Raw genomic sequence first — 13,531 nt, 5'->3', positions numbered from 1 at the left:
TAGGCAATCATTCGTGGATAAATGCAGGGATGAGTAATTTGGGGTAATACGGAGACTTGCCACATGAAGCATAAAATTATATGCTAATGAGGATGGGGAAACATGCAAATGATAAAGTTAGCTGCTATTTCAGGCGCTTAAATCCGACATTTCCGCCGTAATTACTTGTCGAATGGTAACGAATGAGATCATTATTTGTAAGCATCAAACAATTATATATCAAATTATTAAAAAAATAAATAAAAATAATTTTCGACAGAAGGAATTTACTTTTGAGTGTCGAATCCTTATCCTGGAAGAAGGATTAAGGAAACTCATATACACAAGGAGGAAGTCGTCAGTGCAAAAAATTGAAGTGTTGTTGGCGGATGATAATCGGGAATTCACGAATTTGCTTGCAGAGTACATTTCTGAACAGGATGACATGGTTGTTTCAGGTATTGCATACAATGGCGAGGAAGTTTTGGAGATGATTGAACATGCTTCTAAAGTTCCGGACGTGCTGATCCTGGATATCATTATGCCGCACTTAGATGGATTGGGTGTGCTGGAACGTTTACGCGATATAAATGTGTCTCCACAGCCAAAGATCATTATGCTGACTGCCTTCGGACAAGAGAATATTACACAGCGTGCGGTTCAGCTGGGAGCGTCTTATTACATCTTGAAGCCGTTCGATATGGAAGTATTGGCCAATCGAATTCGGCAGCTTGTAGGAGTACAAACCTTATCCTCAAGCAGTTCTTCATCCTCATCCTTCACGAAGTCCAATGTAGTACCGCTTGGAAAAGGTAAAAATCTAGATGCAAACATTACTTCCATCATCCATGAAATCGGTGTTCCTGCTCATATTAAGGGATACCAATATTTACGGGAAGCCATCACTATGGTATACAACAATATTGAGATTCTAGGCGCGATTACCAAAACGCTGTACCCAGCCATTGCCGAGAAGTTCAAGACGACGCCATCACGCGTTGAGCGGGCAATTCGCCATGCGATTGAAGTAGCTTGGACGCGCGGCAATATTGACAGCATAAGTCATCTGTTCGGCTATACGATCAACATCAGCAAATCGAAACCGACGAATAGCGAATTCATCGCCATGGTGGCCGATAAGCTGCGGATCGAACACAAGGTAAGCTGAAAGCATTCGACAACGCGGGATACTGACATCGACTAAAAACTCCTCCGATATTTTATCGGACATTGCTCGGAGGCTCCGATAAAATATCGAGATACCATTAACGTTTAGAACAAACCTTTACAAACGAAATCAGTCAATAAAGGGGCGCTCATGCTGCGCCTCTTTTTTGATGAAAGCTTTTGGAATTCTAGAAATTAGTTCTCATAAAGATAACTTGAAGTAACCCTCCTCGCTCGAATATTATTGAAATTTCATAACTTACCGATAAATATTAAAGATACATAGCAACTGAAAATGGGGGGTAATCATATGTATGGAATTTTAGGAATTATATCGGGAATCGTCGCTATTATGTTCTTTATTGTTCTTCTTGCAACCGGAGGCGGCGGTAATAATCCAATTTTAGCGTGGGCTGTATTTATTGCATCCGGTGTATGCTGGTGGTTTTTCCATAAGAAGCAAAAAGAACTTGATGATGAAAAAATGGCACAGAAGCGATCTGAGACTGATGATAGGCTTAAGCGTATTCCTAACTTTAAATCATCACAGCAATATACCTCTGCAAATGGAGATGTTACACTATCAATAGACGAAACAACTAAGCAAATATCCTTTGTTGTTCTTAATTCATACAAGGATAGAGTTTATAAATATAAAGATATTTTGAAGTCGGAAATTTTAACTGACGGCATTAGCGTTACTTCAACGAACAGGGGAAGTCAAATTGGAGGAGCATTGTTGGGTGGGTTTGTTGCTGGTGGTGTAGGGGCATTGATTGGTGGGCTTTCTGGTTCCACGACAAGTCAGGAGGAAGTGAAGAAGATTGAATTAAATGTAATTGTCAATGACACAACAAATCCCATACATAAGATTGCTTTTTTAGATTCTGAATTAGATTCTTATCCTAAAGATAGTCAGGAATATAAAGATGCTTATAATAAAGCGTATCACTGCCATCAATTAATCGGGGTTCTTATCAAACAAGCCGATGAAGAAGATAAACAAAAAGAGATTTCAACAAGTAGTAGTAATTCTCCAAACAATATGTCTGTTGCTGATGAACTTAGAAAGCTTGTTCAGTTAAGAGATGAGGGAATCATCAGTATTGATGAGTTTGAAGCACAAAAGAAAAAGCTAATAGGGTAATTGTCCGGATTATCAAGGATGCAAGTCACCTTGATAATCTGACCAATAAGGCGCAAGCTTATCGCGGGGGTTTCTACGGTACTTGCGCTTTTCGTTTGAAAATTCAAAAAACTCCAGATACTCAAGGGTACCTGGAGAAGAGAAGTAAAAAAGGTTATGAAGAACAGCGTCTTCATTCTAATTGTATGATTTGAATAAAACCAGATCAAGAAGCAGATGTTGGTAAAAAATATAGCGATTGAATGAACACGGGCTGTATGGAGTTTGTGATACAATATAGTCGGAGGACTAAGAAAAATGAACAAAATATCGCTAAACGAAGCAAAATATAAGACGCTACTGAATGACCCGTCCTTGTCGGAGCAGCAAAGATCGCTGATCGCTGAGCTGCTGGAAACGGCCGAGCAATTATCGGCAGAAAATACAAGATTGCGGCGGGTGCTGCTAAGGAAATCCTCAGGCGGTCAGCGAATGTCCAGCAAGCTGAAGGATGCCCTGTATGAATAACAAATATATGACAAACCCTCTTGGCAGGCGTATTGCTCGCTCAAGAGGGTTTGTTTCGTTCTAAAAGTATCCGATTTATGAAGGATTCTCTGTTTTTTTCTTGAAGCGGGGTCCGAGATAATTGCGCTTGCGGTCACGGAAGTAAATCCAGCCGCCCAGGAATCCGATTCCGGCAGCGAACAAAACGATGCCAAGTCCGAAATCGAGCCAGTCAAAGTGCACTTGGGTCAGCGAGTCGTCGCCGTGTCTGGACATGTATAGGAATAAGGCGTCCTTCATTTTCAGGAAGCCAATCATCGCGGCGATACCGGGAATAACAAGAATAATGATGGCAATAAAACGGGATATCATCAATTTCATGAGTTGCAGCAATTCCTTTCGTCAGCAAATATATCCTATTCGATCAGATGATGTTACGTTTATCATACCTTCTTCTTGAACGGCTGTCTATTTCGTTCTTAGTTTGTAATGTGGAAAAAACGAGGTACAATAAGAAACGAGAAGTTTATCTGGACATTTTTGGGGATAGGTGGAGATCGGAAATGACGATTACATGTGATGTAGCAGTGTTAGGCGGCGGGACCGGCGGTTATGTCGCGGCAATTCGCGCTGCCCAGCTCGGCAAGCAAGTGGTGATCATCGAGCAGGACAAGCTGGGAGGAACGTGCTTACACCGGGGCTGCATTCCGAGCAAGGCGCTGCTGCGCAGTGCCGAGCTGTACGCGCAAATGAAGGACAGCCTTAGCTATGGCATTGAGACGAGCGGGTTATCCCTTGTTTTTCCGAAGGTGCAGCAAAGAAAGCAGGGCATCGTAGATCAGCTTCATAAAGGCGTTCAATATTTGATGCGTAAACATAAAATCCAGGTCATTCATGGAAAAGGGAGAGTGATCGGACCATCGATCTTCTCGCCGAAGAGCGGAGCCGTTGCAGTCGAGCTGCATGACGGAGATATGGAGACGATCGTGCCGACTCACCTGATCCTTGCGACAGGTTCGAGGCCGCGTGTTCTTGCAGGGCTGGAGCCCGACGGCAAGCACGTACTTAGCAGCGATGAGGCCTTGCTGCTCGAGGAGCTGCCGGCTTCAATAATTATCGTCGGGGGCGGTGTAATCGGCGTGGAATGGGCTTCGTTGCTCCATGATTTTGGGGTCAACGTCACAGTGGTCGAGGCAGCTGCACAGCTTCTTCCCAACGAGGATGAAGAGGTTGCACGCGAGCTGCAGAAGCAGTTGGAGCGCCGGGGAATCGAAATTCTTACTGGCTGCAAGGTACAAGCGGAAACCGTAGAGAAAGACAATACCGGTATCGCAATTACTGCTGTACAAGATAGCAATGAGGTCCGCCTGCAGGCAGACAAGCTGCTTGTTTCGATCGGGCGTCAGGCGAATGTCGAGAACATCGGCCTTGAAAATACCGATATCGCCCTGCATCAAGGCTATATCCGGGTAAACGAGTCGATGCAAACGACGGAGCCGCATATTTACGCGATCGGCGATTGCATCGGCGGTCTGCAGCTCGCCCATGCGGCAAGCCATGAAGGGCTGGTGGCGGTGCATCATCTTGCGGGAGAGCCGTCCCATGGGTACGATGTCCGACATGTGCCCCGCTGCGTATACACTCGTCCTGAGGTAGCTTCCGTCGGTTTGAACGAGAAGGAAGCGAAGGAGCAGGGCATTGACATCAAGATTGGCAGAGTACCGTTTTCCGCCATTGGCAAAGCCCTTGTACACGGGGAGAAGGAAGGGTTCGTGAAGGTGATCGCTGACCGTAAAAGCAACGACATCGTTGGAGTGCAAATGATTGGCGCCCATGTTACCGAACTGATTAGTCAAGCCGCACTTGCCCAGGTGCTGGATGCGACTCCATGGGAGATCGGCCAGACCGTTTTTGCGCACCCTTCGCTGGCCGAAATTCTTGGCGAAGCAGCATTGGCCGTGGACGGCAATGCGGTTGGAATTTAACAAATTAGGCATAAGTATCACATAATCAACAAAACCCTGCAAAGAACATTTTCTTTTTGCGGAAAAAGGGATTATAATAAGGTTAACCCAAGTCTTAGTACCAGGTTTTAAGATAAGAGCAAACATGTACGGTACAGACGACTAACAGGGTTCTAATCGAAGGAGGTAACTCCCATGAACGCAAAAGTATCAACGAAGACACAGCCCAAGCATGAGCAACTCGGATTGACGGATGCCGAAGTAGTGGACATGTACAAATATATGCTGCTCGCGCGCAAGTTTGACGAGCGTAATTTGCTGCTGCAGCGAGCGGGCAAAATCAACTTCCACGTCTCCGGTATCGGACAGGAGACCGCGCAGGTAGCAGCGGCTTTTGCCTTAAATCGCGAGCAGGATTATTTCCTGCCCTATTATCGCGACTACGGCTTCGTCCTGTCGGTAGGCATGACACTGGAAGAATTAATGCTGTCCGCCTTTGCCAAAGCGGATGACCCGAACAGCGGGGGCCGCCAAATGCCAGGACATTTCGGCTGCAAGCGACTTCGGATCGTCACAGGCTCCAGCCCGGTGACGACCCAGGTTCCGCATGCCGTAGGCATTGCTCTTGCTGCTAAAATGCAGAAGAAGGAGTTCGTATCCTTCGTTACCTTTGGGGAAGGCTCCAGCAATCAGGGAGATTTCCACGAGGGACTGAACTTTGCCGGTGTGCAGAAGCTGCCGGTCATTTTCATGTGCGAGAACAACCAGTACGCTATCTCCGTTCCGGTGAAGAAGCAGCTCGGCGGTAAAGTCAGCGACCGGGCGCAAGGTTACGGCTTCCCGGGCATTCGCGTTGACGGCAATGATGCCCTTGAGGTGTACCGTGTCGTGAAGGAAGCGCGCGAGCGTGCGCTTCGCGGCGAGGGGCCGACGCTGATCGAAGCGATGATGTACCGTCTGTCGCCACATTCCACCTCGGATAACGACCTCGTGTACCGTACGAAGGAAGAGGTTGAGGAGAATTGGAAGAAGGACGGCATACCGAAAATGAAGAGCTATCTTATCGAGAACGGGCTTTGGACGGAAGAGCAGGATGAAGCCCTCGTGAAAGACATTCAGGCGCAATTGAAGGCAGCGATTGAACGGGCGGAGAACGCGCCGTTTCCGAAGCCGGAGGATACGCTGCTGCATGTGTACGCGGATAGCGAAGGGGAGGAATAATCATGCCGGTAATGGAGTATATCGACGCTATTCGTCTTGCCATGAAGGAAGAGATGGAGCTTGACGACAACGTATTCGTATTAGGGGAGGACGTTGGTGTAAAAGGCGGGGTATTCACGACGACGAAAGGGCTTCAGGAGCAATTTGGCGAGCTGCGTGTGCTCGATACGCCGTTGTCCGAATCTGCGATAGCCGGGGTGGCCATTGGGGCCGCGATGTATGGAATGAAGCCAATCGCTGAAATGCAATATTCCGACTTCATGCTGCCAGCGACGAATCAAATCATCAGCGAAGCGGCTAAAATCCGCTACCGCTCCAACAACGACTGGAGCTGCCCTGTCGTCATTCGCGCGCCGATCGGCGGCGGGATCTTCGGGGGACTGTATCATTCTCAGTGCACGGAATCGATCTTCTTCGGAACACCAGGACTGAAAATCGTCGCTCCTTATTCGGCATACGATGCCAAGGGGCTGCTAAAGGCCGCGGTTCGCGATCCTGATCCCGTCTTGTTCTTCGAGAACAAGAAATGCTACAAGCTGATCAAGGAAGACGTACCAGAGGATGATTATATCGTCCCGCTCGGCAAGGCGAACGTACTTCGGGAAGGTAACGACATTACCGTAATCGGGTACAGCTTGCCTCTGCATTTCGCGATGCAGGCCGCAGAAGAGCTCGCAGCAGAGCAGGGAGTTAGCGCCCATATCTTGGATTTGCGGACGCTGCAGCCGCTTGATCGCGAAGCGATTATCGAAGCGGCACGCAAGACCGGGAAAGTGTTAATCGTGCATGAAGACAATAAAACCGGCGGAGTTGGAGCAGAGGTATCAGCGATCATTGCGGAGGAATGCTTGTTCGAGCTGGACGCGCCGATCGCACGGCTGTGCGGGCCTGATGTACCGGCCATGCCGATCAGCCCGCCGATGGAGAAGTTCTTTATGCTCAGCAAAGATAAGGTCAAGGAAGCCATGCTTCAATTGGCTCTGTATTAATGGGAGTGAGGGACGATATGTCATCAAATAGAACATTGCAGGATGTCGTAATGCCACAGCTTGCGGAATCGCTCGTATCGGCAACGATCGGCAAATGGCTGAAGAAGCCGGGAGATCCCGTCGAGCAGTACGAGCCGATTTGCGAGGTTATTACCGATAAGGTGAATGCTGAAATTCCGTCCACCTTAGACGGGGTCATGGGCGAGCTGCTAGCGGAAGAAGGGCAGGAAATCGAAGTAGGGGCTGTCATTTGCCGGATTGAAACGGCTGGCGGTGTAGAGGCTAGTGCCGCGACTGGCGTTGATTCCCCGGTAGCTTCTGCTGGACAGACGGATGCAGCCACTGCTGCGCACGGCGATCAGTCTCAGCGGAGCCGTTATTCCCCGGCCGTCCAGACGCTGGCACAGGAGCACGGGCTAGACCTGCGGGCGATTTCTGGAACGGGCCTAGGCGGCCGCATTACCCGCAAGGACGTGTTGAATTACCTGGAGAATTACAAAGGAAGCGGCGCGGCAGCAGCTTCCGTGGCACAGAGCAGTTACCAGGCGCCCCAGCCTGCGCAGTCAGCCACCTCTCCGGCAGCGCCAGTCTCCACGCCAGCCCCGCCGGCTGAGTTTAATAATGCGGCAGCGGAGCAGGTACGCAATTCTGGCCTGCATCTTTCAGAGACGCCGAAAATACCGACGATTGAGGTGGAGGGTGGCGACCGGTCGGAGTATTTCATCGATGTGACGCCGATCCGGAATACCATTGCTACGCGTATGCGGCAAAGTGTGTCGGAAATTCCGCACGGCTGGATGATGATTGAGGTGGATGTGACCAACTTAGTACAGCTTCGCAATAAGCTGAAGGACGAATTCAGGAAAAGAGAAGGCGTTAACCTGACTTATCTCGCATTCCTGCTCAAAGCGGTTGTCAGTGCCATCAAGGATTATCCGATCATGAACTCTGTGTGGGCGGTCGATAAAATTATCGTCAAGCGCGATATCAACATCTCGCTCGCCGTCGGCACAGAGGATTCTGTAATGACGCCTGTCATCAAGAAGGCGGACCAGAAGAACATTGCCGGCTTGGCCAGAGAAATCGAAGAATTGGCGACGAAGGTAAGAGCGGGCAAGCTCAAGCTGGATGATATGCAGGGCGGAACGTTTACCGTCAATAATACCGGATCGTTTGGTTCTATTTTGACTCAGCCGATCATCAACTATCCGCAAGCGGCGATTCTGACGTTCGAATCGATCGTGAAGAAGCCCGTCGTGATTAATGATATGATTGCCGTCCGCTCCATGGCGAATTTGTGTCTGTCCCTGGATCATCGTATACTGGATGGGGTGATCTGCGGACGTTTCATGCAGCGCGTTAAAGACAATATGGAGAGTTATTCCCTAGATACGCAGGTATACTAAATTTATAATGCGAGTCTTCATGAATCCGAGAAAGGCGATGAACCGTATGACGAATTCCTTGGAAGTCAGATATTTCCCGATGATGGAATACGGAGAGGCCTGGAATAGGCAAAAAGAGATCGTGAAGGCCATCGACGAAGGACAGCAGCAGGGGCACCTGCTGCTTCTTCAGCATCCGCCAACGTATACGATCGGCTCTTCGCGCCATCCGGAGCATTTGCTGCTCAGCCCCGAGCAGCTGAAGGAACGAGGAATTTCCCTGTTTGAAATCGATCGGGGGGGAGATATTACATACCATGGACCGGGCCAGCTCGTCGGCTACCCGCTGCTTTGGCTGGATGGAAATCTGGGGATCGATCTGCACGGATATCTTCGGGATATCGAGCAGGTCATCATAAACTACTTAGCGCGGTATGGCATTTCTGGCTCGCGAAAGCAGGGCTATACCGGGGTATGGGTAGGAGATGTTAAAATTGCCGCCATTGGCGTGAAATTCAATAAATGCCGCCGGAGAAAAGGATTTATCACAAGCCACGGCTTTGCCTTCAACGTCAAATCCGGGATTCAGGAGGATGGCTTTCGCGGCATCATCCCCTGCGGCATTCAGGAATATGGCGTGACCTCGTTGGAGGACATAACCGGGCTGGCCTTCTCCGTAGAGCAGGTGGCCCGTGAAATATTGCCTTATTTCAATGAAGTGTTTCAAATCTCCGAGTACAAGGAGCACTGGGAGTCATAAGCTCTAGCGGAACAGCAGCGGTTCGAGCAGCGCAAGCAGCGTAGAACCGATCATTGCGAATAGCATAAGATAAACGACGACTTTGAACCATTTTTTTTGCATCATGAATCGCAAAGCTCCTTTACATGTACTTGACCTCTATTCATTAATATTAGCGCAAAAGAGAAAGCGAGGAAAGTCCAGTGATTAACAAGGACAGAATCATCGCACAATTTGTGGAATTAGTGCAAATCGACAGCGAGACGAAGGACGAACGGAATATTGCCGATTATTTGAAAACGAAATTTGCGGAGCTAGGACTGCATGTGGTGGAAGACGACTCCATGAAACGGACCGGACACGGCGCCGGCAACATCGTGGCAACATTGCAGGCAAGACCAGGCGTTCAAGCACAGCCATTCCTGTTCACCTGCCATATGGACACCGTGGCGCCGGGCAAAGGCATCAAACCTGTCATTGGCGAGGACGGCTGGATACGCAGTGATGGAACAACGATTCTTGGCGCCGATGACAAAGCAGGACTGGCCGCGCTGCTTGAGATCATTCAAGTGCTGCAGGAGCGGCAGCTGCCGCACGGAAAGATCCAGTTTGTCATTACCGCTGGAGAAGAGTCTGGATTGCTTGGCGCCAGAGCTATGGATCGCAGCTTGCTGGACTCCCGCTTCGGCTTTGCAATCGATTCGAACGGAGAAGTAGGTTCAATCTGTGTGGGGGCGCCAACCCAGGCGCGCATCGAGATTGAAATATTCGGCAAATCCGCGCATGCCGGCGTTAATCCGGAGGATGGAATCAGTGCGATCCAGGTCGCCGGCAAGGCGATTGCCCGCATGAAGCTGGGGCGCATTGACGAAGAAACGACGGCCAACATCGGCAAATTCGAAGGCGGCGGACCAACGAATGTCGTTACTGATTACGCGAAGCTGTATGCCGAAGCACGCAGCCTGTCGCGGGAAAAGGTGGATAAGCAGCTGGCGCTGATGAAGGAAGCCGTCGATACGGCCTGCAGTGATTTCGGAGCCAGAGGGGAGTTTAGAAGCGATATTATTTATCCCGGGTTCCATCTTGGAGCACAGGATGCCGTTGTCCAGTTGGCCAAACGGGCTGCAGGCAAGCTGGGGCTTTCCGGTAGAACCTTTACCTCCGGCGGGGGCAGCGACGCTAATATCATGAACGGATTCGGCGTTCCTACGGTTAATCTTGCAGTAGGATACGAGGAGATTCATACAACAAATGAGCGAATTAAGGCCGATGACATTGTGAAAATCGCCGAATACGCGCTGGAGATCGTTGCGCAAACGGTAAATTCATAAGCCAATAAGCAAATGTTTTCTGCATACAAGGTGTCCTGATAACTTTAAGCGAAGTTGTCGCGAGGGCGCCTTTTTGCACTCTAATTCAGCGGCAGTTTGTCACGCCCTCCAATATTTTTTTGCTGTACGGGAGTCCAGGTTGTGTGCCAGTTCGACTTCTCTAGCGTGAGCAAGGTCTGCTGAAGCGTGTCCAGATATTTATCGATTTTACGCTGTTCTTCTTCGGAGGGATGGTACAGCTCGATGCGTTTGACTAAGTTGTCCATAGTTTGATGCAAATAGCAGGAAGCAGCGCCAAACCGCGCACGCGCCATTTCCGGGGCTTGCCTGATCAGCGTTTCGAAAATGCGGCAAGCCTTCTCGTAGCAGCCTTCATCATGCAGCATTTCAGCAGATATAAAGGCAATTTCCCGGTACAGCTGCAGCGAGCCCAGCAACAGCGGATCGGGCAGCCTGCACAAAAGGCGCTTGGCCGCCTCTATGTAGCCTTCTTGATAAAGCGCGCTAATGAGGAGATATTGCAAATCGACTTCCGAGCCGGCGAGCTGCAAGGCGGTTTCTGTATGGCCAAGCTTTATCGCAAGGTTAATTAGACCGGCTAAACGATACAAATCAGCCTTATTCCAGTCATAATCCCGCTGCGCCATGAGGCGGGAAAGATCGGACAAGCGGCTCATTTGATCCCAAAAATCCGCGTCCTCCCGCGTTGCTGGAGTTAAGCAGTCCTCAATAAAGGAAAGAGCTTGTGCTGCTTCTCCGGATCGGAGCAAAATTTCCGCATGGACAAGCTGTAGTTGTTGATCTGCAAACATGTCAGGAGTAAGCCAAGCAGAAGCGCTATCGTATGCCCCCAGCTGATGCAGCACAAGAACAAGAAGCTTGCGGCCGCCAGGCAGCTTGTCCTGCTCAATCACATCCCACAGTGATAAGGCAATTTCGTCGTCGCTGCTGCCCTGAGTAAGCCGCAGGTTCAGCCCGATTTGCATCAGCCGTTCGGCGGCAGGCAGATCCGCAGAAATGGTCGTCTCCGCAGCAGATTCGCATAACTCATTTCTATTCACGGCCGCTCACCTTCGGGTTCAATTGCTGCCGCGAAGCGATAAGATCCATTACTTTGCATGCTGGACCGGATTGTTTTTGCCATTGGTTAAGCAGGATGCGGATTTGCCAGGCTTTGCCCTGCGCGCGAAGAGAATTGTCCGAGATATAGCTCTTCATCAGCGGTGCCCTCCTTGTTGGGGTTTGGTATAATAACACCATATGTTCATCTTGGACAAGTTATGATTGTTAATCATTAGGAGGATTTCCATGACATCATCAAACGATAAATTAAAAGAAACCACCGTATCTACGGAGCATATTTTTACAGGGAAAGTGATCTCGCTGCAGGTAGATACCGTACAGCTGCCAGACGGGACGGAAGGGAAACGCGAAATTGTCAAACATCCCGGCGCTGTAGCGGTACTCGCCGTCCATGAAGGACGGCTGCTGCTCGTCGACCAGTATCGCCAAGCGCTGGGGCGCTGCGAGCTGGAGATTCCCGCCGGCAAGCTGGAGCATGGCGAAGATCCGATGGAGGCGGCAAGACGCGAGCTGGAGGAAGAGACAGGCTATCGCTGCAGCAGGCTTTCCCTGCTGCATTCCTTCTACACGTCGCCAGGATTCGCGGATGAGCTTATCCATCTGTATTTGGCGGAGGATCTGAAGGCAGGCAATGCCTCGCCAGACGAGGATGAATTTCTGGAAATCATTGAAGCTACGTTCGCGGAAACACAGCAATACATCGCGGAAGGCCGAATTTCCGATGCGAAGACGATTTTGGCCGCATATATTTGGCAGCAAAAAATGGCCGGCGATCATGCCAATAAGGGTGCGTAGGCATGGCAACCAGCACAGCAAATTCAAATGATATGAGCAGTTCTTTAGGGGCGTATTATGCCGATCTTCACGTGCATATTGGGCGGACAAACGCGGGAAATCCGGTTAAAATCAGCGGCAGCCGGAATTTGACGTTTGGCAATATCGCCAAGGAAGCAGAGGAGCGCAAAGGGATCTCTCTCATTGGAATCATCGACTGCCATTCTCCCGGCGTGCAGAGGGATATCGATGATTATTTGCAGGCCGGGGAGATGAAGGAACTTCAGGAGGGCGGAATTGCCTACGGCGGAACGACGATCCTGCTCGGCAGCGAGCTGGAAATCCGCGAGCCGGGGATGGGACCGGCCCATTTGCTTGTATTTTACCCCAGCCTGGAGCAAATGAAGTCCTTCACAAAATGGCTGGATAAGCACATGAAGAACGTACATTTGAGCTCGCAGCGTGTCTACGTTCCCGCTCGGGAGCTGCAGAAAGAGGTCTATGACCGGGGCGGCATGGTTATTCCGGCACATATTTTCACGCCCCACCGCAGCATTTACGGAAGCTGTGCCCCGCGAATGGCGGAGGTGATGGACCTCGAGCTGGTCAGTGCTGTTGAGCTTGGCTTGAGCGCGGATACCGAGATGGCTGGCTTGCTTAGCGAGCTTGACCCTTACCCGATTCTGACGAATTCGGACGCCCATTCCTTAGGGAAGATCGGCAGGGAATACAATGAGCTGCGGATGGCCCGGCCGAATTACTGCGAATTTCAGAAGGCGCTTGGCATGAAGGAAGGCAGACGAATTGCCGCCAATTACGGCTTGAATCCGCGGCTCGGCAAGTATCACCGGACATTTTGCGGCGGCTGCAGCTATATCATCGATGAGGCAGAAGCCGCTGTTGAACGCTGCCCGTATTGCGGCTCGGCCAAGCTCGTTCGGGGCGTGCAGGATCGCATCCGCTCGATTGCCGACCGATCTGAACCTGCCGTACCTGCGCACCGGCCTCCGTATCATTACCAGGTGCCGCTTGAGTTCATTCCGGGTCTTGGACCTGCGAAATTTGAAGCGCTGCTCCGGGCCTTTGGAACGGAGATGAATATTTTGCACCGGGTTTCCGAGCAAGAGCTGGCGGGGGTAGTCGGCGGGGATCTGGCCGGGAGTATCGCCGCTGCACGTGATGGACGGCTCGCCCTAACCTCGGGCGGCGGAGGGACGTACGGCAAAGTCGACACGGCGAAAGGTTTTGGCGAATAGGGCATAAGCG

The 13,531-nt window shown here is 50.4% G+C and carries 15 protein-coding genes; 11 read left to right on the top strand and 4 right to left on the bottom strand.

Going from position 1 to position 13,531, the window contains the following annotated elements:
• Window positions 1–340: 340 nt before the first annotated feature.
• From spo0A to MKX50_RS15450, 3 genes are all read left to right on the top strand, one after another.
• The gene (gene spo0A, locus MKX50_RS15460) at window positions 341–1,147 is read left to right on the top strand and encodes a sporulation transcription factor Spo0A (RefSeq protein WP_213590534.1); all 807 of its coding nucleotides are present in this window, start codon (window positions 341–343) and stop codon (window positions 1,145–1,147) included.
• Between the two features lie 309 nt (window positions 1,148–1,456).
• Window positions 1,457–2,293 (top strand): SHOCT domain-containing protein, encoded by an 837-nt coding sequence (locus MKX50_RS15455; protein ID WP_339157317.1) that lies wholly within the window; start codon window positions 1,457–1,459, stop codon window positions 2,291–2,293.
• 297 nt (window positions 2,294–2,590) lie between these two features.
• Window positions 2,591–2,800: a hypothetical protein gene (locus tag MKX50_RS15450; RefSeq protein WP_213590537.1), complete on the top strand. Its 210-nt coding sequence runs from the start codon at window positions 2,591–2,593 to the stop codon at window positions 2,798–2,800.
• 75 nt (window positions 2,801–2,875) lie between these two features.
• Here MKX50_RS15450 and MKX50_RS15445 read toward each other — a convergent pair whose 3' ends face one another.
• Window positions 2,876–3,160, bottom strand: coding sequence for a DUF2627 domain-containing protein (locus MKX50_RS15445; protein WP_213590538.1), 285 nt, complete (start codon window positions 3,158–3,160; stop codon window positions 2,876–2,878).
• A 182-nt stretch (window positions 3,161–3,342) separates the two neighbouring features.
• On the opposite strand from MKX50_RS15445, the gene lpdA reads away from it, so the two are divergent.
• The 5 genes from lpdA (at window position 3,343) to lipB (ending at window position 9,098) form a co-directional block, all read left to right on the top strand.
• Complete coding sequence (gene lpdA, locus MKX50_RS15440) at window positions 3,343–4,764, top strand: dihydrolipoyl dehydrogenase (protein ID WP_339157316.1); 1,422 nt, start codon at window positions 3,343–3,345, stop codon at window positions 4,762–4,764.
• Between the two features lie 174 nt (window positions 4,765–4,938).
• Window positions 4,939–5,964 (top strand): thiamine pyrophosphate-dependent dehydrogenase E1 component subunit alpha, encoded by a 1,026-nt coding sequence (locus MKX50_RS15435; RefSeq protein ID WP_213590540.1) that lies wholly within the window; start codon window positions 4,939–4,941, stop codon window positions 5,962–5,964.
• Window positions 5,965–5,966: 2 nt separating this feature from the next.
• Window positions 5,967–6,953, top strand: coding sequence for an alpha-ketoacid dehydrogenase subunit beta (locus MKX50_RS15430; protein WP_213590541.1), 987 nt, complete (start codon window positions 5,967–5,969; stop codon window positions 6,951–6,953).
• A 17-nt stretch (window positions 6,954–6,970) separates the two neighbouring features.
• On the top strand, window positions 6,971–8,359 hold the full coding sequence (locus tag MKX50_RS15425; RefSeq protein ID WP_213590542.1) for a dihydrolipoamide acetyltransferase family protein: 1,389 nt from the start codon (window positions 6,971–6,973) through the stop codon (window positions 8,357–8,359).
• A 46-nt stretch (window positions 8,360–8,405) separates the two neighbouring features.
• Window positions 8,406–9,098, top strand: a complete 693-nt coding sequence (lipB, locus tag MKX50_RS15420) for a lipoyl(octanoyl) transferase LipB (RefSeq protein WP_213590543.1) — start codon at window positions 8,406–8,408, stop codon at window positions 9,096–9,098.
• Window positions 9,099–9,101: 3 nt separating this feature from the next.
• Here the strand turns inward: lipB and prli42 are convergent, their stop codons facing one another.
• On the bottom strand, window positions 9,102–9,203 hold the full coding sequence (gene prli42, locus MKX50_RS15415; protein ID WP_083484945.1) for a stressosome-associated protein Prli42: 102 nt from the start codon (window positions 9,201–9,203) through the stop codon (window positions 9,102–9,104).
• 77 nt (window positions 9,204–9,280) lie between these two features.
• Between prli42 and MKX50_RS15410 the strand changes: the two genes are divergently transcribed.
• Window positions 9,281–10,408 (top strand): M20/M25/M40 family metallo-hydrolase, encoded by a 1,128-nt coding sequence (locus MKX50_RS15410; RefSeq protein WP_339157315.1) that lies wholly within the window; start codon window positions 9,281–9,283, stop codon window positions 10,406–10,408.
• Window positions 10,409–10,488: 80 nt separating this feature from the next.
• Here the strand turns inward: MKX50_RS15410 and MKX50_RS15405 are convergent, their stop codons facing one another.
• Together MKX50_RS15405 and mciZ are read right to left on the bottom strand one after the other, a co-directional pair.
• A complete protein-coding gene (locus MKX50_RS15405; RefSeq protein ID WP_213590545.1) occupies window positions 10,489–11,469 on the bottom strand; it encodes a hypothetical protein in 981 nt (326 codons plus the stop codon).
• Entirely contained in the window at window positions 11,462–11,626 is a 165-nt protein-coding gene (gene mciZ, locus MKX50_RS15400) for a Z-ring formation inhibitor MciZ (RefSeq protein WP_213590546.1), read from the bottom strand. The genes MKX50_RS15405 and mciZ overlap by 8 nt, the downstream gene beginning before the upstream one ends.
• A 90-nt stretch (window positions 11,627–11,716) precedes the next feature.
• Here mciZ and MKX50_RS15395 point away from each other — a divergent pair, with 90 nt between their 5' ends.
• On the top strand, window positions 11,717–12,286 hold the full coding sequence (locus MKX50_RS15395; protein WP_213590547.1) for an NUDIX hydrolase: 570 nt from the start codon (window positions 11,717–11,719) through the stop codon (window positions 12,284–12,286).
• Window positions 12,287–12,318: 32 nt separating this feature from the next.
• The gene (locus MKX50_RS15390; protein WP_213590709.1) at window positions 12,319–13,521 is read left to right on the top strand and encodes an endonuclease Q family protein; all 1,203 of its coding nucleotides are present in this window, start codon (window positions 12,319–12,321) and stop codon (window positions 13,519–13,521) included.
• Window positions 13,522–13,531 lie beyond the last annotated feature (10 nt).

It is taken from the genome of Paenibacillus sp. FSL W8-0186, from assembly GCF_037969765.1.
Lineage (GTDB): Bacteria > Bacillota > Bacilli > Paenibacillales > Paenibacillaceae > Fontibacillus > Fontibacillus woosongensis.
This window is presented reverse-complemented; position numbering and strand designations above follow the sequence as displayed.